This is a genomic window from Micromonospora sonchi (genome assembly GCF_014646235.1).
Classification (GTDB): Bacteria; Actinomycetota; Actinomycetes; order Mycobacteriales; family Micromonosporaceae; genus Micromonospora; species Micromonospora sonchi.
The window spans coordinates 206,359-230,296 of sequence record NZ_BMNB01000007.1 but is presented as its reverse complement, the minus strand read 5'-3'; the positions used below and the strand labels follow the sequence as shown (position 1 = coordinate 230,296).

At 70.7% G+C, this 23,938-nt stretch carries 25 protein-coding genes; 11 read left to right on the top strand and 14 right to left on the bottom strand.

The window, feature by feature from the left end:
• Window positions 1-111: 111 nt before the first annotated feature.
• The gene (locus tag IEY61_RS10215) at window positions 112-2,412 is read left to right on the top strand and encodes a HelD family protein (RefSeq protein WP_189042903.1); all 2,301 of its coding nucleotides are present in this window, start codon (window positions 112-114) and stop codon (window positions 2,410-2,412) included.
• 131 nt (window positions 2,413-2,543) lie between these two features.
• On the opposite strand, the gene IEY61_RS10210 is transcribed toward IEY61_RS10215, so the two are convergent.
• Window positions 2,544-2,948 (bottom strand): hypothetical protein, encoded by a 405-nt coding sequence (locus IEY61_RS10210; protein WP_189042901.1) that lies wholly within the window; start codon window positions 2,946-2,948, stop codon window positions 2,544-2,546.
• Window positions 2,949-3,243: 295 nt separating this feature from the next.
• Here IEY61_RS10210 and IEY61_RS10205 point away from each other — a divergent pair, with 295 nt between their 5' ends.
• Window positions 3,244-3,624 (top strand): hypothetical protein, encoded by a 381-nt coding sequence (locus tag IEY61_RS10205; protein ID WP_189042899.1) that lies wholly within the window; start codon window positions 3,244-3,246, stop codon window positions 3,622-3,624.
• Window positions 3,625-3,694: 70 nt separating this feature from the next.
• Here IEY61_RS10205 and IEY61_RS10200 read toward each other — a convergent pair whose 3' ends face one another.
• The 3 genes from IEY61_RS10200 to IEY61_RS10190 all read right to left on the bottom strand — a co-directional run bounded on the left by IEY61_RS10200 (window position 3,695) and on the right by IEY61_RS10190 (window position 6,504).
• Window positions 3,695-4,780: a sporulation protein gene (locus tag IEY61_RS10200; RefSeq protein ID WP_189042897.1), complete on the bottom strand. Its 1,086-nt coding sequence runs from the start codon at window positions 4,778-4,780 to the stop codon at window positions 3,695-3,697.
• A 591-nt stretch (window positions 4,781-5,371) separates the two neighbouring features.
• Window positions 5,372-5,638, bottom strand: coding sequence for a DUF397 domain-containing protein (locus IEY61_RS10195; RefSeq protein WP_189042895.1), 267 nt, complete (start codon window positions 5,636-5,638; stop codon window positions 5,372-5,374).
• A complete protein-coding gene (locus IEY61_RS10190; RefSeq protein WP_189042893.1) occupies window positions 5,635-6,504 on the bottom strand; it encodes a helix-turn-helix domain-containing protein in 870 nt (289 codons plus the stop codon). The genes IEY61_RS10195 and IEY61_RS10190 overlap by 4 nt, the downstream gene beginning before the upstream one ends.
• Before the next feature lie 445 nt (window positions 6,505-6,949).
• On the opposite strand from IEY61_RS10190, the gene IEY61_RS10185 reads away from it, so the two are divergent.
• Window positions 6,950-7,204, top strand: a complete 255-nt coding sequence (locus tag IEY61_RS10185) for a DivIVA domain-containing protein (RefSeq protein WP_189042891.1) — start codon at window positions 6,950-6,952, stop codon at window positions 7,202-7,204.
• On the top strand, window positions 7,201-7,452 hold the full coding sequence (locus IEY61_RS10180; protein WP_189042889.1) for a hypothetical protein: 252 nt from the start codon (window positions 7,201-7,203) through the stop codon (window positions 7,450-7,452). Before IEY61_RS10185 ends, IEY61_RS10180 begins: the two co-directional genes overlap by 4 nt.
• Before the next feature lie 233 nt (window positions 7,453-7,685).
• Here IEY61_RS10180 and IEY61_RS10175 read toward each other — a convergent pair whose 3' ends face one another.
• From IEY61_RS10175 to IEY61_RS10165, 3 genes are read right to left on the bottom strand one after another with little or no spacing between them, the layout of a single operon-like run.
• On the bottom strand, window positions 7,686-8,429 hold the full coding sequence (locus IEY61_RS10175) for an SDR family NAD(P)-dependent oxidoreductase (RefSeq protein WP_189042886.1): 744 nt from the start codon (window positions 8,427-8,429) through the stop codon (window positions 7,686-7,688).
• A gap of 52 nt (window positions 8,430-8,481) precedes the next feature.
• Window positions 8,482-8,733 carry a hypothetical protein gene (locus IEY61_RS32125; protein WP_189042884.1) on the bottom strand — a complete coding sequence of 84 codons (252 nt, stop codon included), beginning with the start codon at window positions 8,731-8,733 and terminating at the stop codon, window positions 8,482-8,484.
• A 26-nt stretch (window positions 8,734-8,759) separates the two neighbouring features.
• Entirely contained in the window at window positions 8,760-10,205 is a 1,446-nt protein-coding gene (locus IEY61_RS10165; RefSeq protein WP_189042881.1) for a cellulase family glycosylhydrolase, read from the bottom strand.
• Window positions 10,206-10,562: 357 nt separating this feature from the next.
• Between IEY61_RS10165 and IEY61_RS10160 the strand changes: the two genes are divergently transcribed.
• Window positions 10,563-11,525: a TIGR03557 family F420-dependent LLM class oxidoreductase gene (locus IEY61_RS10160; RefSeq protein ID WP_189042879.1), complete on the top strand. Its 963-nt coding sequence runs from the start codon at window positions 10,563-10,565 to the stop codon at window positions 11,523-11,525.
• 344 nt (window positions 11,526-11,869) lie between these two features.
• On the opposite strand, the gene IEY61_RS10155 is transcribed toward IEY61_RS10160, so the two are convergent.
• The 7 genes from IEY61_RS10155 to IEY61_RS10125 all read right to left on the bottom strand — a co-directional run bounded on the left by IEY61_RS10155 (window position 11,870) and on the right by IEY61_RS10125 (window position 18,169).
• On the bottom strand, window positions 11,870-12,622 hold the full coding sequence (locus IEY61_RS10155; protein WP_189042877.1) for a hypothetical protein: 753 nt from the start codon (window positions 12,620-12,622) through the stop codon (window positions 11,870-11,872).
• Window positions 12,623-12,872: 250 nt separating this feature from the next.
• Window positions 12,873-13,658: an endonuclease/exonuclease/phosphatase family protein gene (locus IEY61_RS10150; RefSeq protein WP_308424563.1), complete on the bottom strand. Its 786-nt coding sequence runs from the start codon at window positions 13,656-13,658 to the stop codon at window positions 12,873-12,875.
• The gene (locus tag IEY61_RS10145) at window positions 13,655-15,145 is read right to left on the bottom strand and encodes a phosphatase PAP2 family protein (protein WP_189042875.1); all 1,491 of its coding nucleotides are present in this window, start codon (window positions 15,143-15,145) and stop codon (window positions 13,655-13,657) included. Before IEY61_RS10145 ends, IEY61_RS10150 begins: the two co-directional genes overlap by 4 nt.
• A gap of 67 nt (window positions 15,146-15,212) precedes the next feature.
• Window positions 15,213-16,223 (bottom strand): YihY/virulence factor BrkB family protein, encoded by a 1,011-nt coding sequence (locus tag IEY61_RS10140; RefSeq protein ID WP_189042873.1) that lies wholly within the window; start codon window positions 16,221-16,223, stop codon window positions 15,213-15,215.
• Window positions 16,216-17,220, bottom strand: coding sequence for a diacylglycerol/lipid kinase family protein (locus tag IEY61_RS10135; RefSeq protein WP_189042944.1), 1,005 nt, complete (start codon window positions 17,218-17,220; stop codon window positions 16,216-16,218). The genes IEY61_RS10140 and IEY61_RS10135 overlap by 8 nt, the downstream gene beginning before the upstream one ends.
• 38 nt (window positions 17,221-17,258) lie before the next feature.
• Complete coding sequence (locus IEY61_RS32300) at window positions 17,259-17,933, bottom strand: Clp protease N-terminal domain-containing protein (RefSeq protein WP_444543346.1); 675 nt, start codon at window positions 17,931-17,933, stop codon at window positions 17,259-17,261.
• A complete protein-coding gene (locus tag IEY61_RS10125; RefSeq protein ID WP_111218248.1) occupies window positions 17,933-18,169 on the bottom strand; it encodes an HTH domain-containing protein in 237 nt (78 codons plus the stop codon). Before IEY61_RS10125 ends, IEY61_RS32300 begins: the two co-directional genes overlap by 1 nt.
• A gap of 121 nt (window positions 18,170-18,290) precedes the next feature.
• On the opposite strand from IEY61_RS10125, the gene IEY61_RS10120 reads away from it, so the two are divergent.
• From IEY61_RS10120 to IEY61_RS10095, 6 genes are all read left to right on the top strand, one after another.
• Window positions 18,291-18,671, top strand: coding sequence for an ArsR/SmtB family transcription factor (locus IEY61_RS10120; RefSeq protein WP_189042871.1), 381 nt, complete (start codon window positions 18,291-18,293; stop codon window positions 18,669-18,671).
• Window positions 18,668-19,105, top strand: coding sequence for an SRPBCC family protein (locus IEY61_RS10115; RefSeq protein WP_189042869.1), 438 nt, complete (start codon window positions 18,668-18,670; stop codon window positions 19,103-19,105). The genes IEY61_RS10120 and IEY61_RS10115 overlap by 4 nt, the downstream gene beginning before the upstream one ends.
• 25 nt (window positions 19,106-19,130) lie before the next feature.
• Window positions 19,131-19,487 (top strand): nuclear transport factor 2 family protein, encoded by a 357-nt coding sequence (locus tag IEY61_RS10110; RefSeq protein WP_189042867.1) that lies wholly within the window; start codon window positions 19,131-19,133, stop codon window positions 19,485-19,487.
• 190 nt (window positions 19,488-19,677) lie between these two features.
• The gene (locus IEY61_RS10105) at window positions 19,678-20,505 is read left to right on the top strand and encodes a universal stress protein (RefSeq protein WP_189042865.1); all 828 of its coding nucleotides are present in this window, start codon (window positions 19,678-19,680) and stop codon (window positions 20,503-20,505) included.
• Window positions 20,506-20,620: 115 nt separating this feature from the next.
• A complete protein-coding gene (locus IEY61_RS10100) occupies window positions 20,621-23,014 on the top strand; it encodes a phosphoketolase family protein (RefSeq protein ID WP_189042863.1) in 2,394 nt (797 codons plus the stop codon).
• A gap of 11 nt (window positions 23,015-23,025) precedes the next feature.
• A complete protein-coding gene (locus IEY61_RS10095; RefSeq protein WP_189042861.1) occupies window positions 23,026-23,895 on the top strand; it encodes a universal stress protein in 870 nt (289 codons plus the stop codon).
• Window positions 23,896-23,938 lie beyond the last annotated feature (43 nt).

Here is a 23,938-nt window from a genome sequence, read left to right as displayed (position 1 = left end):
GGGAGCCGGCCGTGCTTGGTCGCGCCGATTGCCGCGCGGTATCTTTGGCAGTTCAGGCATAAAGAAGAAGAACGGCCGAAATGGGCCGCTCCTACCCCAAACTCTAATCATATGGGAGACGGATTGTCAAGGCACTCCGGCGGTTCGCCGTCCGACGACGAGATCGGCCGCGAGCAGGAGTACGTCTCGATGCTCTACCAGCGCCTGGACGACCTTCGCGAGCAGGCGTCCCGACGGCTGACCGAACAGCTGCGGACGACCGGCGGCACACTGCAGGACCGCTCCCAACGCGACAGCTCGGTGCGCATGTACGCCGACCAGGTCGAACAGTTCTCCGCGGTGGAGAACGGCCTGTGTTTCGGCCGGCTGGACACCGACGACGGCGAGCGCCGCTACATCGGCCGGATCGGCATCTTCGACACCGACGGTGACTACGACCCGCTGCTGATGGACTGGCGTGCCCCGGCCGCCCGCGCCTTCTACCTGGCCACCGCAGCCAACCCGCAGGGCGTCCGGCGACGCCGCCACCTGCGTACCCGGCAGCGCAAGGTGATCGCCGTCAACGACGAGGTGCTCGACCTGACCACCGCCTCCCCCACCGCCCACGAGGAACTCACCGGGGAGGCCTCGCTGCTGGCCGCGCTGAACGCCAGCCGCACCGGCCGGATGCGCGACATCGTCGAGACGATCCAGACCGAACAGGACCGGATCATCCGAGCCGACCTGCCCGGGGTGCTGGTGGTGCAGGGTGGCCCGGGTACCGGCAAGACCGCCGTGGCGCTGCACCGGGCGGCGTACCTGCTCTACACCCACCGCCGGGAGCTCTCCAGCCGCGGTGTGCTGCTGGTCGGCCCGAACGCCACCTTCCTGCGCTACATCTCGCAGGTGCTGCCCGCGCTGGCCGAGACCGGCGTGCTGCTGCGTACCCAGGCCGATCTTTTCCCCGGCGTCAACGCCCGGCGCGCGGAGCCGGCCACCACGGCCGCCGTCAAGGGACGCGCGGCGATGGTGGAGGTGCTCACCAACGCGGTACGCGACCGACAGCGGGTGCCCGACGAGCCGTTGGAGATCGAGCTGCCGCAGCGGGAGATCCTGCTCCTCGACCCGGCCACCGTGCACGCGGCCCGGGAGCGGGCCCGCCGCAGCGGTCGGCCGCACAACCTGGCCCGCGCCGTGTTCGACATCGAGATCATCCATGCGCTGGCCGCCCAGGTGGCGGAGCGGATCGGTGCCGATCCGCTGGGCGGGGAGAACCTGCTGGACGAGGCCGACCTCGCGGAGATCCGCCGCGAACTGCGCGAGGAGCCGGAGGTCCGGGCCGCGCTGGACGAACTGTGGCCGGTACTCACCCCGCAGCGCCTCCTCGCCGACCTGTTCGCCTCGACCGAGCGGATCGCCACCGCCGCGCCGATGTTGACCGCCGACGAGCGGGCCGCGTTACACCGCGAACCGGGCGGCTGGACCCCGGCGGACGTACCCCTGCTGGACGAGGCGGCGGAGCTGCTCGGTGAGGACGACCGGGCCGCCGCCGCCCGCCGGGAACGGATCCGCGCCCTGCAACGGGAGTACGCCGAGGGCGTCCTAGAGATCGCCCGGGGTTCCCGGTCGATCGACGTGGAGGACGAGGCCGACGGCGGCGAGATCCTCGGCGTGACCGACCTGCTCGACGCCGACCGGCTGCTGGAGCGGCAGGAGGAGGCGGACCGGCTGACCACCGCGCAACGCGCGGCGGCCGACCGCAGCTGGGCCTTCGGTCACGTGATCATCGACGAGGCGCAGGAGCTGTCGCCGATGGCGTGGCGGCTGCTGATGCGCCGCTGCCCGAGCCGTTCGATGACCATCGTCGGTGACGTGGCGCAGACCGGGGCGTTGGCGGGCACACCGTCATGGTCGGAGGCGTTGGCGCCGTACGTGGCGAGCCGGTGGCGGCTGGCCGAGCTGACCGTCAGCTACCGCACCCCCGCCGAGATCATGGCGGTGGCTGCGGGCGTACTGACCGAGATCGACCCGGCGTTGCGCCCGCCGCGCGCCGTACGCTCCAGTGGGTTCCCGCCCGCCGAGCGCACCGTGCCGGCGCAGCGGCTGGCCGCGGAGCTGGTGGAGGTCGCCACGGCGGAGGCGGCCGGGCTGGCCGACGGGCGGCTCGGCGTGATCGTGCCGGCTGGTCGGCTGGACGACCTCGGCGCCGCCCTGACCGCGGCGTTGCCTGAGGCTGCCGTCGGCGAGCAACCCGACCTGGAGAGCCGGGTGGTGCTGCTCACCGTCGCCGAGGCCAAGGGCCTGGAGTTCGACTCGGTCGTGCTGGTCGATCCCGACCGCATCGTCGCCGAATCCCCGCGCGGCCCCAGCGACCTCTACGTGGCCCTCACCCGCGCCACCCAACGCCTGACCACCCTCACCCCCACCCCCTGACCCCACCCCCTGACCCCACCCAACGTGCGTTGATCATGAGGTTAGCGGCGAAGTCGATCTCCCTGACTGCCGCTAACCTCATGATCAACCGAGGTCGGCGGGGGGAGAGCGGGGTGAGGGGGGTGAGCGGGTCAGTCGGCGAAGTTGCCGGTGTGGGTGGCGGGAGTGGACTGGTCGCTGGTGGCGCCACCCGAAGGGGTGCTCATCCCACCGGTGGTGGCGTCACCCGTGGTGGTCGGGGCCACCTTGCCCCGGTGCCGCTCGGGTTGGCGGGCCAACCGGCGGGCGCTGGCCGGCCCGGCCGTACCGCCGGTCGTGGTGATCGCGCCCTGCCCCCGGGTGGGGCCACCGTCACGCAGTACGGTGGGATCGATCGGCACGTGCGCCGGATCGTCCCGGTCGTCGCGCTGGATGGCGGCCTCCACATCGGTCGGTGGCACGGTCACCTCGTCCACCGCGCCCTCGCCGTAAACGCCGTCGGCGATCCGCTCCTCGGCCCGGCGGGCGGCTTCCTGTCGCATGTCGTCTTCACGCACGATCCATCACCTCGCAGAAGCGTCGGTCCGTTGTGCGTGCCCGGTGGCCAGCGGGACAAACCCGCACGGCCGGACCGTCGAGCACGGCGGAACCGGACATCCGCCGCCAACGACGCGGCGTACGGGTAGCAGCCACACAGGGACCCGTTCTCCGGATCCGTCGACCAATCGGGGGTTACTGCTTCCGAAGCGCCGGGTAGACGCGGGGTGCCCGCGCCGAGCACGCGAACCGTGCCGTGGCCGACACGCGGTGGCGGGGCGAGGGTTACGACTCATCACATCCTGAGGAGGACAGATGAGCACGCAGGCTGCATCCACCAGGCCGATGAACCGTCCGGCTCCGGACGTACAGCAGCGGCAGGCCATGCAGGAGACACCGACCCAGCCGATGCCGATGATGCACGACGGGCATCGGGAGCCGATGCAGGCGCCGGGTACGGAGACCAAGCAGGCCTTCCTGACCACGGAGTTCTGGATCTACGCGGCCGCCGTCACCCTCCTGGTGATCTCCGCCTTCTGGAAGGGTACGACCGCGAACGGCCTGAACATCAACAACCCGGGCCAGGCGTGGCTCTTCATCACCCTGCTGACCCTTGGTTACCTGGGTAGCCGTGGTTTGTCCAAGGCCGGCAGCGCGCGACGTTCCAGCCAGGAGCGCCGGCAGCGCGGACGCTGACCTAGCCCGCGCGTAACACGGTGGCCCTCCGGGTTCGTCCCGGAGGGCCACCGTGAGCGTTCCCGACGATCTAGAACTCCTCGAAACCCCCGAAGTCACCGCCCCCGAAGTCACCGCCGCCGAAGTCACCGCCGCCGAAGTCACCGCCGAAGTCACCGGCCGCCTCGGCGACCTCCTCCTCGCCGCCTTCGAACGCGTTGCTGATCATGTGGCCGGCGAGCATGCCGCCCGCAGCGCCGAGCGCCGCACCCGCCACCACACCACCGATGCCGGGACCACCCCGCCGCTGCGGCGGGCCGTACGCCTGCGGAGCGCCATAACCGTGCGGGGCACCATAACCGTGCGGGGCACCGTAACCCTGCGGAGCGCCGAACGCCTGGGCGCGCAGCGTGCTGAAGCGGTCGATCGTCTCACGCAGCCAGCCGTCGACCACCTGCGTCCAGTCGTGCTTGTCGGCCTCGGCGTGCCCGACCTGGTAGCGGCCGAAAACGTCCTGTCCGGGTACGAGGAAGCCACCCCGCTTGTCACACTCCAGCACCACGTCGACGCCGTGCGGGTTGGTCACGAAGGTCAACTCGACCTCGTTGATGACCTGCGCATACTGCGGCGCCGCGAAGAACTCGATCTCCTGGTAGAACGGCAGCGTCTGCTGCACGCCGCGGATCATGCCGCGCTCGAGGTCCGCCTTCTTGAACCGGAAACCGAGCTGGCCGAACGCCTCCAGGATCCGCTCCTGCACCGGCAGCGGGTGCACATTGATCTCGTCCAGGTCACCCTTGTCGACCGCGCGGGCGATCGCCAACTCGGTACGCAGCCCCATCGTCATGCCGTGCAGACGCTGCCCGTACACCGCGGTGACCGGGGTCTCCCACGGCACCGGAAGCTGGAACGGAATGGACAGCGCCTGCTTCGGGGCGAGCTGGAGCCGGCCGCCGACCACCTGCCGGTGGAACTCCATCACGCCGGCCTGCTCACCGACCTCGACCCGGGTGACCAGCCCGATGACGATCTGCTCGATGTCCGCCTGGGCTTCCCCGCCCACCAGGTGCACCTGGCCGTTGAGGGTCTCGCCAGGTCGGGTGTTCGGGTTGGCCAGGACGGTGTCCACACTCGGACCGCCCACGCCGAGCGCGCTCAACATCTTCTTAAAGACCATCGGTACTCCCGCGGGGTCTGGTGCCCGTACTCCCTATAGGAGCGGACGCTGACCGGCGCACGGTATCGGCCGCCGCTGTGAGGTCGCTGGGAACACGCCGACCGTCAGTGGCGGAAGTGTGCCCGGCCCGGCCGACGACGACGACCCGGCCACCACGTTCAGCAGGTAGGTATTCCGATCACCGCAACGTCCATGCCGAGCCGGTTCAGATGCCGGGCGGCGCGGTAGAGCATCGCCTGGGAGAAGGTGAACAGCGGATCACCCAATATGCTTGATCCGCCTACCGTTCTGGCCTGTGCAGCGCCGGCCGCTCAGCCTGAGGCGCTGCATCGGCCTCGTCGCGCAGCATGCCGCAACTCGTGGTCGGCGCACGAGATGCGGCAACTCGCGGCCTCAGCGGACCCGGACAGCCCGACATGCGGCAATCCGTGCCGCTCACCGGACGGGATGCCCCGGTATGCCGCAACTCGTGCCCACCCGATCGGCCCGAACACCCCGACATGCCGCATCCCGCGCTGCCCATCACCCGAGGCGCAGCATCACCAGCCCTGGACCCCAGGCCTCGCCTATTGCCGGTCTCCCTTACGCGGGCTAACTCACTGTCGTTCGACAAACTCTGGCGCGAGGTGCAGATGCTCCTCTCCTGATGAAGTCGAACTCGCCGTCCTTGACGCCACCGATGAAGGCCGTCCACTCCTCGAAGGTGTAGACGATCGTCGCAGCGTCGCGTGCCTTGCTGTGCCGGACAGCAACCCGTCCAGAACCATCGAGCACCGGCCCCGCCTCGACGCAGCTGCCTCCGTTACTGTTGCTCTTGGTGCTGATATGCCAGGCCACAGCCGGCAAATCTCGGTTCATGACAGATCCTCCGCGATCTTGGTGATCAGTCTTGCCGACTCGCGCGGGTCGAGAGCGGCCTCCCGAAGTCGATCGTACGCAAGCGCGTAGCGCTTTGACTTGGGCGATTCCATGAATCGGCGTCCTCCCAGCATCTCGGCGTAGGCGACCTCTGGGTAGGGCTTGGGCATGGCGAAAAGCACGAAGGAGCCATCCAAGCCAGCGTGCAGACCAACGGCGGATGGCAGGACACGAATATCCATGTTGGCGCTCAACAGCAGTTCCCCGAGGTGCTGGAGCTGATCACGCATCAGGGATGCACCGCCGACTGGACGACGCAGGACGCTCTCGTCAATGACCGCTGCGATACGCAGGCTCGGCTCTCGGTCAAGCACCCTCTGCCGGTCCAGCCGCAACTGCAACCACTTGCCGACCGAGTAGTCGGTCGCCTTGTCACCCTCCGCGTTGCGGATCACAGCCTCGGCGTAGTCCCGCGTCTGCATGAGCCCTGGCATGAGCATGGCGTCCCACGAACAAATCTGTTCCGCCCGACTCTCCAACCAGGGAAAGTCGATGAAGGATGCCTCGACCAGCTCGTCGTAGTCGTCGTCCCACCGATCCGTACGCCACGCATCCTCAGCAAGTTGGATGTAGCGGTTCCGCTCGCGACCGTCATGCTCGCCGTAAAGGTCGAGGAGGGACACCACGACCCCTCGGCGGAACGGCCACTCGGCGCGCTCCCACCGCGCGACAGAGGAGAAATCTCGTTCCAGAAACTCCGCCGCCTGCTTGAGGGTGAAACCGCGCTGCTCGCGTAGCTGCCGCATCTGCTGGCCCAGCCATTGGGCGCGGAGCGTCTGCACGAACGACTCATGTTTGACAGGCATGATCCCTCTTTCCTGCCCCATCTCTGACTGAGATCGGTTGGGGTTGGTTGCACCAATGCCGAGGCCACTGGAAATGTGGTCTTCGGGTGAGGGTGATCGCCGACCCCCGGGGACGCCCGGTGCAAGCACAGCAACCGCGGCTGGGCCAACAGCCGAGAAGGTGACGAGAGACGGCCTCGCGTGTGGCAGACGCATACCGGTTCTCGTCGGGTCTCAACATGGAACCGCTGTTCCGGCTCCGACCGACTTGATGAATACCTATCACGGCAGGGCAGGTCGTCGCGAGCCTGCCTGGCCGGAAATCTCCACCGTCCACCGTCCACCATCCACTGGCAGCCCGGTGGCCGTACTCGCCGAGTGAGGCTGCGGTCGTCGGGCGGGGGCGGACCTGCCCGGAACTCCCCTCCGCCGCAGGGCCGCCCCATTCACATTGGAGGAGCATCCGATGAGTCGCGGAAATGTCTACGGCAGGCGGCCGGAACGGCTGTTCCCGCGCGAGGTTCGGGACTGGCAGTTCTCCGTCGTCGGTTTCGGCCGCCGAGGCCTCGACGAGCAGGAGGTACGACAGTTCCTGCACCGGGTGGCGCGGGAACTGACCATCCTCTATCAGGACCTGGCCCGGCTGGACGACGAGAACATACGCCTCAAGCGGGCGCTGCGTGACTGGCAGGCCGCCCACGCGCAGCGGAGGACGCCATGAGCCAGCGGCATGTGATCCACCTGCCCGTGAACGTGCCGGAGTTGGCCGACGCACTTCGCTTCGCGTACACCCTGAGCCGGTCGCTGGCACTGATACCGGGTATCGAGGTGGCCGGCGCTAACGTCTCCTCGGAGGACGCGCAGCACGTACGCCATTGGGTGTTCTGCGACCGCTTCCTGCCCGACCGGCGTCGGTGCACCCGGCGGGCCGACCACGACGGCCCGTGCGATCCGGTCGGTCCCGGCTGACTCGCTACCTGCGCAGGTAGCCCTGAGCCGCAGCCGCCTGCGGCGAGGCCCAGGTGGTGACCAGGCACGGACAGGAAGTCGCAGTGTTCATCGATATCAACGATGTTCCGGGCCGCATGTCGAGAACCGGCTCGGTGGCTTCGACCTGCTGGTGAAGGCACCGACAATGGTGCGCAGCCGTGAGGGGGCCTCCGTCCCGGAAGCATCCCGGCGGCCGGGCCGGGAGGAACCGCTCAGCGGGCCAGATAGCCGCCGTCGACGGGAATGTAGGAGCCGGTGAGGAAGCTCGCCTGGTCGCTGCTGAGCCAGGCGACCGTGTCGCCGACCTCGCGTGGTTCGCCCATTCTCCCGAGGGCGTGCATTCCGGGCAACGTCTTGCGGATCTCCACCGGGATGTTGTTCTCCAGACCGGTGGCGATGTAGGCGGGACCGACGGAGAGGGCACGGATGCCCTGCTGCCCGTACTCCCAGGCGATGGTCTGCATGATGCCGATCACGCCGTGCTTCGCGGCGGCGTACGGCGCCATGCCGAAGAGACCGCGTTTGCCGGCGATGCTGGAGATCGTCACGATCACGCCGCCGCCGGCTCGGAGCATGGCCGGAATCTGGGCGCGTACGCCGTAGAAGACGCCGTCCAGGTCGACGTTGCGGACCTTCTCCCACTGATCGAGTGGCAGATCGGCGGTAGGAACGGCCGGCACGGTCACCCCGGCGTTGTTCGCCGCGATGTCCAACCGGCCGAAGCGTTCCTCGATGTACTTGATCACGGCGAAGTGCCGTTCGGGATCGGTTGTGTCGAGGTGCCTGCTGTCGGCGGTGCCACCGGACTCGGTGATCTCGGAAGCGACCGCGGCGGCCGCGTCGGAGTCGATGTCGGTGACCATGACACTGGCCCCGGCTTTGGCGTAGGCCTGCGCGATCGCCCGTCCGATACCTGCCCCACCGCCGGTGACGAGAGCGATCTTGCCGTTCAGCATGACATCCCCGATTCAGAGTTCCGCCGATGCAATCACCCTCGCACGGATCCCATTACCCATGAGGCAGAAGACCTCGATCGAGGACCTGCTGCGCGACCTCGCGCCGCAGGTCCTCGGCGTGCTCGCCCGCCGCTTCGGTGACTTCGCCACCGCCGAGGACGCCGTGCAGGAGGCCCTGCCGGGCCCGAGGACTGCCCCGGGGCCCGGTCGGCCCGTACCAGGTGCAGGCCGCCATCGCCGCGCTGACCTCCACGGCGTGGGCGTACCGACGCGCCGGTGGCCGGGCCCGTACGGACCCGGGCACCGGCCGATGGTGCGGCGGTGCGGGGGTCAGCTCGCGGTGCAGGTCACCGCAGGTGCCGAGTTGGTTCCGTTCCAGCTGCCGAGGAAGCCGAAGCTGGCGCTGGCGCCGGCCCCGAGTCGGCCGTTGTAGTCGGCGTTGCGCGCCGTCACCGTGGAGCCGCTGCTGGTCAGCGTGGCGTTCCAGGACTGCGTCACGGTCTGGCCGTTGGCGAAGGTCCAGCGCACCGTCCAGCCGTTGATGGCGGAACTGCCGGCGGTCACCCGGACATCACCCTGGAACCCACCCTGCCACTGGTTACTGATCGAGTACGTCGCGGAGCAGCCGGCGCCCGGCGGCGGGGTCGGCGTCGGAGTGCGGGTCGGAGGGGGCGTCGGCGTCGGGGTCGGAGTGCGGGTCGGGGTGGGCGTCGGCGTCGGGGTCGGAGTGCGGGTCGGGGTGGGCGTCGGCGTGGGGGTCGGAGGGGGCGTCAGGGTGGGGGTGGGACCCGGCCCGTAGACGGTGGATTCACGCGCGGTCTGCCGGATGCCGTTGGTGCCGTTGAACAGCCGCTGGCCCCAGCTGGTCAGCTGGTTCGGGTTGAAGTTGGTGACCATGTCGAGGTACTCGACGCCGCCGCTGTTGCCGCTCCACGACCAGCCCAGCCAGCCGATGCCGTTGGCCTGGGTGTACGACAGGATGGCGTCCTCGTCGGGGTCGCCGTCAGAGTGGTTGTGGCCGAACTCGCCGACCACGATCGGCAGTTGCCGGCTGCGGAAGCGCCCCAGGTAGTCGCTGATCTTGGCGGCGGTGTCGAAGACGCCGTACATGTGGATCGAGAAGACCGTGTTGCGGGCCGGATCGGCGTTGAACACCGTCGGTGCGTTGTCGCGCATGGTGAAGGCCCAGTCCTGGCCCCAGTTCGGGGCGTCCACCATGATGGTGTGCTGGATACCGCCGTTGCGCAGCCGCCGGATGGCGTTCGAGGTGTCGGTGGTCCAGGAGGAATAGTTCTGGTTGCCGTACGGCTCGTTGCCGATGTTGACGATCACGTACGCTTCCTGCCCGTTGAGCGCGCTGGCGATGCTGAGCCAGTAGTCGACCGCGCGGTCCAGGGTGATGGCCCCACCCTCTTCGCCGTAGCCGGTGGTGTCGTGCACCTCCAGTACGCAGATCAGCCGCTGGGCCTTGCACTGCTGGATCACGTTGGTCACGTCGGCGGCGCTGTTGCGGGTCCACCGGTCGCCGCTGGAGAGCACGACCCGCACGCTGTTCGCGCCGAGCGCCTTGATGTTGGCGAAGGAGCTGGTCTGGCTCGTGTACCAGGTGTGCGCGTGGTTGACGCCGCGCATGATGAACTCCTGGCCGTTCGCGTCGTAGAGCTTGCCGGCGCTGACCGTGAAGCCGGTGGCGGCCTGCGCCGACGGCCCGAAGGCGAACACGGCGGCGACGGTCGCCAGCAGGACGGCGCCGGCACCCGCGAATAGTCTTCTCATCGCTTTTCCTCGCAGCAGGGTCTCTCCCCCGCGCCCAGCGGGGGTTGCGGTGGTGGCTGGTGTGGCGGCTGCAGCCCGACAGCCGCTGTCCGGGGCCCGGCGAGGCAGGCATCAGCGTAGGCCGATGCAATACCGAAAAGCAACCGGTTCAGTACGGCTCGGCGGCGGGCGATGACCCGTGACGACCCATGAGAGCAACAGGGCGGGCATCCCCACCACAGATGCGCACCACGCCGATCTCTGAACCGGTTCAGGTCAGCGGTAGACAGCGGCCCGTAGGGCGTCAAGCGCCATCCAGGGTTGATCGAACCGGGGCGGGGTATCCGGAACGGGCCACCCGGTTCGGAAGGAGACACCATGGTCAGCATCGGCTACACCCTGTTGTGCGAGCAGGCCGGCCCGAAGCAGCTCGTCGACTACGCGGTACGCGCCGAGGCGGCCGGTTTCGACCAACTCGTCGTGTCCGACCACTACTACCCCTGGCTGGAGTCACAGGGGCACTCGCCGTACGCCTGGTCGGTGTTGGGCGCGGTCGCGCACGCCACCTCCCGGGCGGAGCTGATGTCCTTCGTGACCTGTCCGATCCGCCGCTACCACCCGACGGTGGTGGCACAGAAGGCGTCCACCATCGGCGTCCTCTCCGACGGCCGGTTCACCCTCGGTCTCGGCGCCGGAGAGAACCTCAACGAGCACGTGGTCGGCGCGTGGCCGCACGTGCAGCAGCGACACGAGATGTTCGAGGAGGCGCTGCAGATCATCCGGCCGCTGCTCAACGGGGAGACGTTGACCTTCTCCGGCAACCACTACGACGTGCCGGACGCGTACGTCTGGGACCGGCCCGACGTGCCGGTGCCGATGGCGGTGGCCGCCTCCGGCCGGCAGTCCGCCACGCTCGCCGCCGAGTACGCCGACGGCATGATCGCCACCGAGCCGCAGGCGCACCTGGTGGAGATGTACGAGGAGGCCGGCGGCGTCGGGCGTCCCCGGTACGGACAGGTGGCCATCTGCTACGGCCCCGACGAGGCGGAGTGCCGCAAGATCGCTCACGACCAGTTCCGCTGGTTCGGACTGGGCTGGAAGGTCAACACCGATCTGCCCGACACGGACGCGTTCGAGGCGGCCACCCAGAGCGTCCGCGAGGAGGACGTGGCGGCCGGGATCTCCTGCGGGCCCGACGTGGACAAGCACGTGGCCGCGTTCAAGAAGTTCGTCGACGTCGGGTTCACCCACGTGGCGCTGGTCCAGGTCGGCGGGGACAGCCAACCGATGTTCCTGGACTGGGCGCAGGAGCAGTTGCTGCCCCGGTTGCGCGAGCTGTGACCTGCCCGTCCCGGGCTGGCGGGGTCGCACCGCCGCGCCCTGCGGGTGCAGGAGCACTCCGACGAACTGACGAACAGGTGAGACGATGCGCATCGGCAACACGGAGATCCGTCCGGCCGGCGGCGGCCTCGGCTGCCTCCTGATGATCCTTTTCTCGATCGTCGCCTCGATCGTGCTGACCGTCCTGCTCAACCTGGTGCTGTGAGCGCCGCGCCAAGTCGGCGCAGTGCCGAGAAGCGGCGCTGATCAGACGCGGCGCTGATCAGGCACGGCGCTGATCAGGCACGGCACCGACCAGACGCGGCACCGACCCCGGTGGCCGCGTCCGCCGGGGCGAGAACCGGTCAGCGGCGCAGCCCGAGAGCGGTCAGCGCCTCGCGGGTGGCCTGGCGGGCCGGCTCCAGGACGCTGCGACGCAGCCAGCGGGCGGCCGGCGTGACGGTCGCGCGCCAGGTCGTGCGGACCGCCCGGCCCACCGGCACGACCGCGACCCGCCACAGCCATCGTCCCGCCAGCCACACCGGACGCAGAGTGAGCGCCCAGCACCACCACAGGATCCGGCCCGCCGCCCGCCACGCCCAGCCGAGCACGACGGCCGACCGGCGGGCCAGAGCGGACAGCCACCGGCTCAACGTGGCCAGGATCAGCCGGGCGGGCGGGGTGAGCACCCGGACCAGCCGGGCCAGCGGCACCCACAGCAGGTAGTACAGCGGTACCAGGATGAGGATCGACACCAGCCAGACCAGCCCGAGCCCGCACCACCGCGACAGCCGCGCCAGACTCCGACCGCACCATCGCAGCGGCGGCCACAGGGCGTTGCGCCACAGCCAGGCCACACCGTCGCCGAGCCAGCTCAACGGCAGCCAGACCAGCGCCCGCCACAGCCACGACGCCGCGCGGGCCGCCCAGAGCAGCGGAATCCAGACCAGGTGCCGCAGCAGCCAGCCGAGCGGACGCAGCAGCCAGCGGTCCACGAACCGAATCGTCGGGGCGAGCACCCACCGGTACAGCCCTCGGCCGGTCGCCGTCAGCAGTTCCCAGGCCAACCGCACCGGTAGCACCACCACCAGCGCGATGACCCGCACGACAACCGCCACTGGCGGCAATCCGCCCGATGCCGACCCGGTCGGTCGACCGTCGGGCACGGGATCACCAGCCGAAGATTCGATCACGGCCCGAACGTTAACCCCGCCCAACAATCCCCGCCCTCACCCGTTCCCGCCCCGGCCTCACCGACGCAGTTGACCAAGAGCTTTCGGTCATGCGAACACGCGTGTCATGACCAAAACCTCTTGATCAACTGCGCGGCGAACCGGCGGGGAACCGGCGGGGAACCGGCGGCGGGGGTCAAGGTGACGGGAGGTCGAAGTGGGCGAGGAGGGGGTAGTGGTCGGAGGCGTGGTCGGTGTCCGGGTCGCGGAGCACCTGGACGTCGGTGCGGCGGGCAGCCAGCGCGGGGGTGGCGAGCAGGTAGTCCAGGCGCATGTCGGAGAACTCCGTACCGCCGTGCCGGGTGGGTGCGGTGGGTCCACCGGTCGCCGCCAGGTCGACCAGACCGGTGGCGAGCAGGCGGGCCACCGCCCGGGTGTCCACGGTCCGGCCGTCCCGGTGCAGGTGTCGACGGCGGTACGCGGCGGGCAGCCGGGCGATCCGCTCGGCGTGGTCGGCGTACGGATCGAGGGTGTTCAGGTCGCCGGCGAGCAGCGCCAGGTTGTCGCGGGCCGGGCGCAGCGCGGCGGCCGCCCAGCCGGCCTCTACCAGCCGGCGGGTGCCCGAGTACGGGTCGAGGTGGGTGGTGAGCACGGTGAACGCTCCGGCGCCGGTGGCCACCACCACCCGCTGCGCGGCGTGGTGCCACGGGCGGCGCACCGGCGCGGCGGACAGCACCCGCCACGGCGGGCGGACCAGCACGGCCACCGGCTGCCCGAACCAGGAACGGGCACGGAACGGCCGCATCCCCAGCCGGGCGGCGAACGCCGACACGTCGAGATTCCGCAACTCCTGCAGGGCCAGCACGTCCGGCCGCTGGCCCGCGATCACCCGGGCGATCCGGTCACGGCGGTCCGGGCCGCCGGTGTCCCGGCCGCCGGTACGGATGTTCCAGGTCATCATCCGCAGCACGGGGCGGCTCACACGGGTCGGGCGGCCTCGGCCAGCTCGTCATCGAGGGCGCCGACGTCCTCGGACCCGATGGCCGGCCGGTTGCCCTGACGCAGGTCCTCGTTGGGGCGCACGACCCAGTACAGCAGTCCGACCCACAGGGTGGTGAGCAGGATCGCGCCCATGAAGTCGGTCGGGTGATGCATCCCCCGGTACATCCGCGAGACGGCCACCCCGACCGGCATCACCACCGCGAGCGCCACGAAGACCCACCGCCACCACCGGTCGGTGCGGGGGAAGACGATGACGGCGACGGCGAGCCACAGGCAGCACGTCGCGGCGATGTGACCGGAGGGGAACGACGAGGTCGGCATCGGGCCGTCCAGATTCTCCACGGGCGGACGCGGCCGGTCCACCGCCGCGGCGCTGGCCAGGAAGAGGGTCAGCTCGCCGAACATCACCAGCGCCACGAACAACACCGGCCGCCAGCGACGCCAGACTGCCAGCACCAGCGGGCAGAAGACCAGCGAGATTAGCAGGATGGCGTGGGTGTCGCCGGCCTTGCTCCACCACCAGCTCAGCTCGTCGAGCAGCGGGGTGCCCCGCTCGGCGAACCAGATCGGCACCACCTCGTCCCAGGTGGCGAGGAGGGTGTCCTGAGCGTAGTAGCTGACGAACATGCCGAAGCCGTAGAGCGCGCCGCAGACCAGCACCCAACCGACCACGATCTCGGCCACCGCGGCCCGGGGATGGGGCAGCAGCTCGCGCTCGTCCGGCGCGGGGGCCACCTCGTGCGCCGCCTCCGGCTCCAGCCCCTGCGTCAGCGGGGTCACGGGCCGGCCCCGCTCCAGCCGCCACAGCCGGAAGGCGTACGCGGTGACGCCGAGCCAGGCGCCACCGAGCAGCCAGGCGCCGATCACGTCGGAGAGGAAGTGCACGCCGAGCGCGACCCGGGTGAACCCGATCAGGAAGACGACGGTGCCGACCAGGACCATCGCCGGTCGGCGCCAGCGGGGCGCCAGCGCCGGCAGGAACACCAGCAGCAGCGCACCGTAGGCGACCATCGACCCGAGCGCGTGGCCGCTGGGAAAGCTCTGCCCGGCGTACGTGCCGATGGACACCTCCACCTCGGGCCGCAACCGGTCGACGAGGGTCTTGAGCGTCAGGTCGAGGATCAACGCACCCGCCCCGGTGACGAGCAGGAAGACGGCGAGCCGGCCCTGCCGGCGGATCAGGAAGCCGACCACGGCGACGGTGATCAGCCAGATGATCACGGGCCGGCCGCCCAGGTCGGTGATCGCGTTGAGCACGGTCACCAGCGGACCGATCGGGGAGATCTGCTCGTTGAGCCACCGCGCCAGGCCGTGGTCCACGTCGTACAGCGGGGACCACCGTACGCGCACCAGCACCAGCACCAGCCCGAAACCGACCCCGGCACCGAGCACGAGCGCCAGGCCGGCGAGCGTACGTTCGGTGAAGTGCCCGAGAGGTCGGCGCAGTACGTCCCTGACCGCGCCCACGAAAGGCCTCCTTCGCTTCTGGCGTGCCGCTGTACCCGGTCGATGTCTGCCGTACACCCGACGGTCGTCAGAGGGCGGTCATCTCGCCGGTGTCGAGCAGCTCGCCGCGTTGCACGTCCGGCTCCCACAGGTCCGGCTGCGCCGGTTCCTGCACGCCGATGCGGACCGCCTCCAACTGGGCCGCGAAGGCCAGGCCGCCGAAGAGCGCCATGCCGGTGAGGTTGGCCCACAGCAGCAGGGCCATCATTCCGGTCAGCGCCCCGTAGGTCTGCCCGAAGCCGTCGCTGAACCGGACGTAGGCGGCGAGCAGCAGGCTGGCCAGCCACCACAGGGCGGTGGCGATGCCGGCCCCGAAGAACAACCAGGACAGGCCGGGCTGGTGGCGTCGGGGGGCGTGGCGGAACAGCACCGCCACGGCGAGCACGGTCAGCCCGAGGCTGAGTGGCCAGCGGATCATGTCCCAGCCGGCGCTGGCCATCCCGCCCCAGGCGTAGTGCCGTGCCACCGAGTCACCCATCGGCCCGCCACCGACGAGGATGAGGAACCCGGCCAGCGCCGGCACGCCGGCGGTGACGGCGAGGACGGCCGCCCGCAGGTACTTGCGCAGTGCCGGGCGGTCCCGCTCCACGCCGTAGATCCGGTTGGCGCCCCGCTCGATCTGCGCCATCGTGCCGGTCAGCGCCACCAGCCCGGTGATCAGGCCGAGGGTGAGGGCGACCTCGCCGATGGTCTCGACCCGCTCGGAATGCTCGGCGTCGCCGAGCAGTTCGGCGACGACCTGTTCGCTCGCGCCGGGGGTCAGCGCGAGCACGGTGTCGGCGACCACCTCACCGCCCTCCGCGACCCCCAGCTCGGAGATCAGCCCGGTCAGTGCGATCAGGAACGGCACCACGGCGAGGCAGAGTTGGAAGGCGAAGGCCCGGGAATGGCTGAATCCGTCGCCGTAGCGGAACCGGGTGAAGGCGTCGCGCAGCAGGCGCCAGCCGCCCTCGCGGCGCAGCGTCCGCCAGGCGTGGTCGGCGCAGAGCTGCTCGTCGAACATCAGCCGGGTCTCCGGCACCAGCTTGGTGCTACTCACTGCTGCCCTCCTCGACCAGGCGCTCACCCCGCTCGGCGACGGCGGACGCGTCCTCGGTGAGGTCGGGCGTCCGCTCCGGCCGCGGTACGCACAGCCACAGTGCCCGACGGCGGATCCGCACCCGCAGCACGCGCCCGGGCTCGATCAGGTCGCCGTCCAGCTCGCGCGGCTGGGCCCGGTTGCTGGTTATCTCCACGCGACGGGCGCGGTACACCTCCATCCGTGGCACCCGGTCGCGCCGGCGTACCACCGCCCAGCCGAGCGAGAGCCAGTGGCGCAGCGTACGCGGGGTGAGCACGGCGACATCGAGGTAGCCGTCGTCGGGCTCGGCCTCGGTGAGCAGGACCACCCCGCCCTGGAGCCGGCCGACGTTGGCGACCAGCACCGAGCGGGCCCGGCGGCGCAGTGGCTGCTGGTCGTCCAGCCGGATCCACACCCGCATCGGCCGGTCGCGCAGGTGCCGGAGAGCACCCACGACGTACGCCGGCCAACCGATCCGCCGCTTGGTCGTCTCGCTGGTGGCGGCGAGCATCTGGGCGTCGAAGCCCATGCCGGCCATCACCGCGAAGTGCCGCCCGTCCACCTCGCCGACGTCGAGCAGTCGCCGCCCGCCCTCCACCGCCACCGCCAGCCCGGCGGCCAGTTCGTTCGACAGGCCCAGGTTGGCCGCGAGCAGGTTGCCGGTGCCCTGGGGCAGGACGGCGAGCGCCACCTCGGTGCCGGCCAGGGCGCTGACGCAGGCCATCACGGTGCCGTCGCCACCGCAGGCGAAGACCACGTCCACACCGACGGCCACGGCCTGCTCGGTCTGGCCGCGACCGGGATCCTCGACAGTGGTCTCGAACCACAGTGGCTCGGGCCAGCCGGCCGCGGCGAGTGTGTCGCGCACCGTGCGGCGCAACCCGTTCAGGTCGGCCACCTTGACCGGGTTGACCACCACCGCGCTGCGCAACGGCCGCGCCTGCCGTCCAGCTTCCACGGCGTCAGTGTGCGGCATGGTGCGGGCTTCGGCGACTCGGCGGCGGGTGGGCAGATTCACCCACCCGACACCGGCGGACGGTGTTTACGGCTCGCGGAGAAGAACCCGGGACGCGACCCGGTCAGCGCGGCGGCGCGGGACGCTACCGGCTCAGGCGGTGGCGCGCAGCGCGGCCTCCACCCGGCGCCGCACGTCGTCCAGGTCGACGCCGGCCTCGCTGAGCACCAGCGCGCCGAGGCCGGCGCCCTCGCGCAGCAGCCCGAGCAGGATGTGTTCGGTGCCGATGTGGTGGTGGCGCAGCCGCACCGCCTCGCGGGCAGGGACAACTCCAGCACCTTCTTCGCCCGGCCCGAGAAGGGGCCGCCGGAGTACCGGCGCCGCCCCCAGCGACGCCGTGGCGCCGGCACGGCCTCCCGCAGCGCGTCGGGGCCGAAGGATTCCTCGATCCGGGCCACGATGGCGGCCAGGTCGATGCCGATCTCACGGAGTGCGGCGGCGTCGGCCTCGGCGAGGCCCACCCCACCGCTCTCGGTGTGCCGGCGGATACGCGCCCGCAGGTTGTCGGCGGTCACGCCGGCATCGCGGAGCACCCGCACCGCGAGGCTGTCGCCGTCAGCGAGGATGCTGAGCAGCAGGTGCTCGGTGCCGACCGGGCGCTGACCCTCGGCCCGCGCCTCGTCACGCGCCCGCCGCACCACGGCACGGGCACGGTCGGTGAACCGTTCGAACATCATGCCTCCCAGGAGGATCCGACCGCCGGTCGCCCGGCGTGCTTCTTGTGGACCGCCTGCCGACTGACCTCGAGCGCGTCGGCGATCTCCTGCCAGGACCAGCCCTGTCGTCGGGCGTTGTCCACCTGGACCACCTCCAGCCGTTCGAGCAGCCGGCGCAGTGCGCGCACCGCGCGCAGGCCGACCCGGGGGTCGGTGCTGCCGGCCGCGGCCGCGAGTTCCGTTGCCTGACTCATAGTCGTCAACTTACATTGACAGGACGGCCACGTCAACCAAAGTTGACAGAAGGGGCACTCCCGCCAGGCATCTATGAAGAAGATGGCTTTTGCAAGTAATGATTTGTGTTAATGTACGGTCATGTCCTCGCCGCTCCTGGCCCCTGGTGCAGACCTCGACCCGACTTTTGCCGCCCTGGCGGATCCCGTCCGCCGCGCCCTGGTGACTCGTCTCGCCCGTGGTGACGCCACCGTCGGGGAGCTCGCCGAGCCGTTCGACCTCACCCCGCAGGCGATCTCCCACCACGTCGGCGTCCTACGCCGGTGTGGCCTGGTCGAGCAGCGACGCGAGGGCACCAGACGCCCCTGCCGACTGCGGGTCGATCAGTTGACGCTGCTCCGCACGTGGATCGATGACCAGCGCCGCGTCTGGAACGACCGACTCGACACCCTCGAACAGCACCTCGCCGACGACACCCAGCCGCCGAACCATTCGTCCGCGACCGACGGGACGCTTCGTTGACCGCCCGCGCCCGGCTTCGCGGCGCCGAACTGATCGCCGAGCGCCACCTCCTGGCGCAGCCCGAACGCGTCTGGACCGCCTTCACCTCGCCCACGGGCATCGCGGCGTTCTGGGGCGGTTCGCACGCCACCGTGCCGCCGGAATCCGTGGCCGTCGACCTGCGTCCCGGCGGAGAGTTCGCGCTCGACACCCGCGCACCTGACGGGGCGACCCGCCGGCTCCGGTTCGTCTACGTGCGCATCGCCGCGCCGCGCGAACTCGTCTTCGACGAGCCCGTCACCGGGCTGCGTACCACCATCACGCTCCAGCCCACCAACGACGGCACCCACCTCACCGTCCACCAGAGCCCGCTTCCCCCGCAACTCCGGACGGCCCAGGCCGCCAACGGGCTCGCCTCGATCCTCGACACCCTCGCCGCACACCTCACGCACTGACACTCACCTCAGAAGGAGTCACGCCATGACCCAGCCGAGCCAACGCGATCTGGTCGCGGAGTACTTCGCCGGATTTCGGACCAGTGACCACCCGAGGATCCTGACGACCCTCACCGACGACGTCGAGTGGGTCATCCACGGCCACCGGACCACTCGCGGCAAGGCAGAGTTCGACGGCGAGATCGAGAATCCGGCATTCACCGGCAGCCCGGAACTCGACGTCCAGCGCTGCCACGAAGACGGGCCCGTCGTCGTCACCACGGGCGAGGGCCGCGGCATCAGCGTCGACCACGGTCCGTTCCGCTTCGCTTTCAACGATCTGTTCACATTCCGCGACGGACTCATCGCCCGCGTTGATTCCTACGTGGTCCCGCTGCCCTGAGACCCATCGACGGGTGTGGCGGTCACGCCCTCGACGCACGACACAGGTGAGGGCCGGATCGGCAGCGCTGTCGCCGACCACAGCGTCACCGACGGGATTTTCTGCGGTGCGGCGATCACCCTCCAAAGCCATACCGTCACGGTTAGCCTCAGACGCAGGCCGGGCGCGACAGCCGCGGAGGTGATGCCGGATGGCCGCAGCCGCCAGGGACGCGCCGCTGCTCGTCGGCGTCGGCCCGGAGGACGCCCCGGCGGTGGTCCGGCTCGCGGCGCGGATGGCCGCCGGGTACGGCCGCGGGCTGCACCTGCTGCACTCCTTCAACTGGGCCGCGATGCAGGCGCCGGCGGTCTCCGGTTCGCGCGCCGACGCCGAGGAGTTGATCGCGCAGGCCACCGCCGCGGCGCGGGAGAGCGAACCGGGCGTCCCGGTCACCACCGAGATCGCCGAGGGCTCGGCGGTGGCGAACCTCGTCCGCCGGTCCGGGTCGGCCTTCCTGTTGGCCATCGGCGACGGTGGGATGGCCCACTGCGAGCGCTGCATCCCGGCCGACAGCCCCGCCGTGCAGGTGGCCGCCCGTGCCGACTGTCCGGTGCTGATCACGCGGCGGAAACCGCCACCGCGAGGTCCGGTGCTGGTCGGGCTGGACGGCTCGACGTCCTCGGAGATCGCTCTGACCTGGGCGTTCGCCTACGCCGCCCGGCTGGGAGCCCGGCTGCTCGCGGTCTGGGTGGTCGCTGGAGACGGCAAGGTCGAGGAGGCCGGCGACCGGCTGCGCCACCTGGTGGCCCGCTGCGGCGCCGGCCACCCGGACGTCGCCGTCGAGTGCCACGCCGTGCGCGGCGACCCGGGCGGGGTGCTGGTCGACCAGTCCCGCTCGGCGCAGCTGGCGATGGTCGCGGCCCGGGGCGACGAGCCGTGGCGCGGCATGCTCGGCGCGGTGAGCCAGTCGCTGCTGTACCACGCACCGGCACCGGTGATCGTGGTACGCGGCGTGTCCGGCCCGCCCGACGGGTCATGACACCCGACCGGACGGGACCAACGGCCCTGATCCACGCCCACCGATTTGGCGAGGCTGAGAACGGAAACCGCGCTGCGGATGCAGGATCGACCGACCCGCGAGAGGCTGACCAGGTATGGACACCGTGGTAGATGCGCCGAGCACCCTGACCGATGACGAGCTGCGCCGGCTGGACGCCTACTGGCGGGCCGCGAACTACCTCACCGTGGGACAGATCTACCTGCTGGACAATCCGCTGCTGCGCGAGCCGCTGACACCCGAGCACGTCAAGTCCCGCCTGCTCGGGCACTGGGGCACCTCCCCCGGCCTGAACCTGCTCTACGCCCACCTGAACCGGGTCATCGTCGCCCGCGACCTGTCCGCGATCTTCGTCACCGGCCCCGGTCACGGCGGCCCGGCCATCGTGGCGAACACCTGGCTGGAGGGCACCTGGAGCGAGCGCTACCACGGCATCGGTCGCGACGAGACGGGCATGGCCCGGCTGTTCCGCCAGTTCTCCTTCCCCGGCGGCATCCCCAGCCATGTGGCCGCGGAGGTGCCGGGTTCGATCCATGAGGGTGGCGAGCTGGGGTATGCCCTCAGCCACGCCTACGGCGCGGCCTTCGACAACCCGGACCTGCTGGTCGCCTGCGTCATCGGCGACGGGGAGGCGGAAACCGGGCCGCTGGCGGGCAGTTGGCTGTCCAACGTGTTCCTGAACCCGGCGCGCGACGGCGCCGTGCTGCCCATCCTGCACCTCAACGGTTACAAGATCGCAAATCCGACCGTGCTGGACCGGATCCCCGAGTCCGACCTGCTCGACCTCATGCGCGGCTACGGCTACCAGCCGTACGTGGTGGCCGGCGACGACCCGACCGCCGTGCACGAGTTGCTGGCGAGCACCCTCGACCGGTGCCTGGACGAGATCGCCGCGATCCAGCGCCGGGCCCGCTCCGGCGGCGCCGTCGAACGCCCCCGCTGGCCGATGATCGTGCTACGTACCCCGAAGGGGTGGACCGGCCCACACGAGGTCGACGGGAAGCGGGTCGAGGGGACGTACCACGCCCATCAGGTGCCGCTGTCCGAGGTGCGCCGCAATCCGGCGCACCTGGCCGAGCTGGAGCGTTGGCTGCGCAGCTACCGGCCGGAGGAGCTGTTCGACGCCACCGGCGCGCCGGTCGCCGAGCTGGTCGCGCTGCCGCCACGCGGTGACCGACGGATGAGCGCCAACCCGGTCACCAACGGCGGGCAGGTGCTGCGTGACCTGAGTCTGCCGGATTTCCGCGACTACGCCGTCGAGGTGCCCAGTCCCGGCGCGACGGTCGCCGGCGCCACCGGCGAGCTGGGCAGGTGGATCCGCGACGTGATCGCCGCCAACCCGCAGACCTTCCGGCTCTTCGGCCCGGACGAGGTCGCCTCGAACCGGCTCCAGGCCGCCTTCGAGGTCACCGACCGGGCCTGGCTGGCCGCCACGGTGCCCGACGACGACCACCTCTCCCCCGACGGGCGGGTGATGGAGGTGCTCTCCGAGCACCTGTGCCAGGGCTGGCTGGAGGGCTACCTGCTGACCGGCCGGCACGGCATCTTCACCAGCTACGAAGCGTTCATCCACATCGTCGACTCGATGGTCAACCAGCACGCCAAGTGGCTGAAGGTGACCCGTGGCATTCCCTGGCGGATGCCGGTGGCGTCGCTGAACTACCTGCTCTCCAGCCACGTCTGGCGGCAGGACCACAACGGTTTCTCGCACCAGGATCCGGGCTTCATCGACCACGTGATGAACAAGAAAGCCGAGGTCGTCCGGGTCTACCTGCCGCCGGACGCCAACACCCTGCTCTCCACCATGGACCACTGCCTGCGCAGCCGGCACTACATCAACGTGGTGGTGGCCGGCAAACAGTCCGCGCCGAACTGGCTGACCATGGACGAGGCCGTCCAGCACTGCCGGCGCGGGTTGGGCATCTGGGACTGGGCCAGCACCGACGACGGCAGCGAACCGGATGTCGTGCTCGCCTGCGCCGGGGACGTACCGACGCTGGAGACCCTGGCGGCGGCGGACCTGCTGCGCCGGCACCTGCCCGAGCTGAAGGTACGGGTGATCAACGTGGTGGACCTGATGCGGCTCCAGCCGCCCACCGAGCATCCGCACGGCCTGCCGGACTCGGAGTTCGACACCCTCTTCACCCGGGACAAGCCGGTCATCTTCGCGTACCACGGCTACCCGTGGCTGATCCACCGGCTCACCTACCGCCGCACCAACCACGACAACCTGCACGTACGCGGATACAAGGAGGAAGGCACCACCACCACGCCGTTCGACATGGTGATGCTCAACGACCTGGACCGCTTCCACCTCGTGATCGACGTGATCGACCGGGTGCCGGGGCTGGCCGCCCGCATGGCGCACCTGCGGCAGGAGATGACCGACGCCCGGCAGTCCTGCCGCGACTACACCCGCCGGCACGGCGAGGACGATCCCCGCGTGGCCGAGTGGCGCTGGATCCGCGAGACCGACCAGACCAACCCGTGAGGAGTGCCGTCATGAACGAGATCGTGGTCGGCTACGACGCCTCGCCGGACGCGGCGGCGGCGCTGAACTGGGCGCTGGATCAGGCCCGCCGGGACGGCCGGCCGGTCCGGCTCGCGTACGTCTTCGAATGGCTCACCGTGGCCGGCTGGATCGGTCCCGGGGTGACGCCCGGCATGTGGCCGGACGAGCGGGCCCGGCAGCAGGTCGAGGAGCTGGTCCGCAAGGCCGCGGCCGACGCCGCCGCCACCCACCCCGACCTGACGGTACGCGGCGAGGTGCTCGACGGTCCGCCCGCCCTGGTGCTGGAGGAGTGCTCGTCCGAGGCCGGCCTGCTGGTGCTGGGCGGCCGGGGGCACGGCGGCTTCGCCGGGCTGCTCGCCGGCTCGACCGCGGTCAGCGTCACCGCGCACGCGCACTGCCCGGTGGTGGTGGTCCGCCGCGACACGGCGGACCGCGCCGGGACCGGGCACGTGGCGGTCGGCGTGGACGGCTCGGAGCACTCGCTGCTCGCCCTCGGGTTCGCCGTCGAGCAGGCCGCCCTGCGTCGGGTGCCGCTGCACGTGGTGCGGGCCTGGCAGCCCCGCCGTGAGCAGTGGCACCTCGTCGGCGAGCAGGTCCGCGACGCGGCGCTGGCCGAGCAGCGCGCCGAACTGGACGAGCCGTTGCGCCGCTGGCAGGAGAGCTTCCCCGACGTCGAGGTGACCGTCGAGATCGCCGCCGCGGCCCCCGCCGGCCTGCTCATCGACGCCAGCCGCAACGCGCAGCTGATGGTGGTCGGCACCCGGGGCCGCGGTGGCCTGCGCGGCATGCTGCTCGGCTCGGTCAGCCAGCAGCTCATCCAGCACGCCCACTGCCCGGTCGCGGTGGTCCGCGAACGCTGACCGAGCCGGTGACCGGGGTGCCAGCCCGACCGGCGGACCGTCG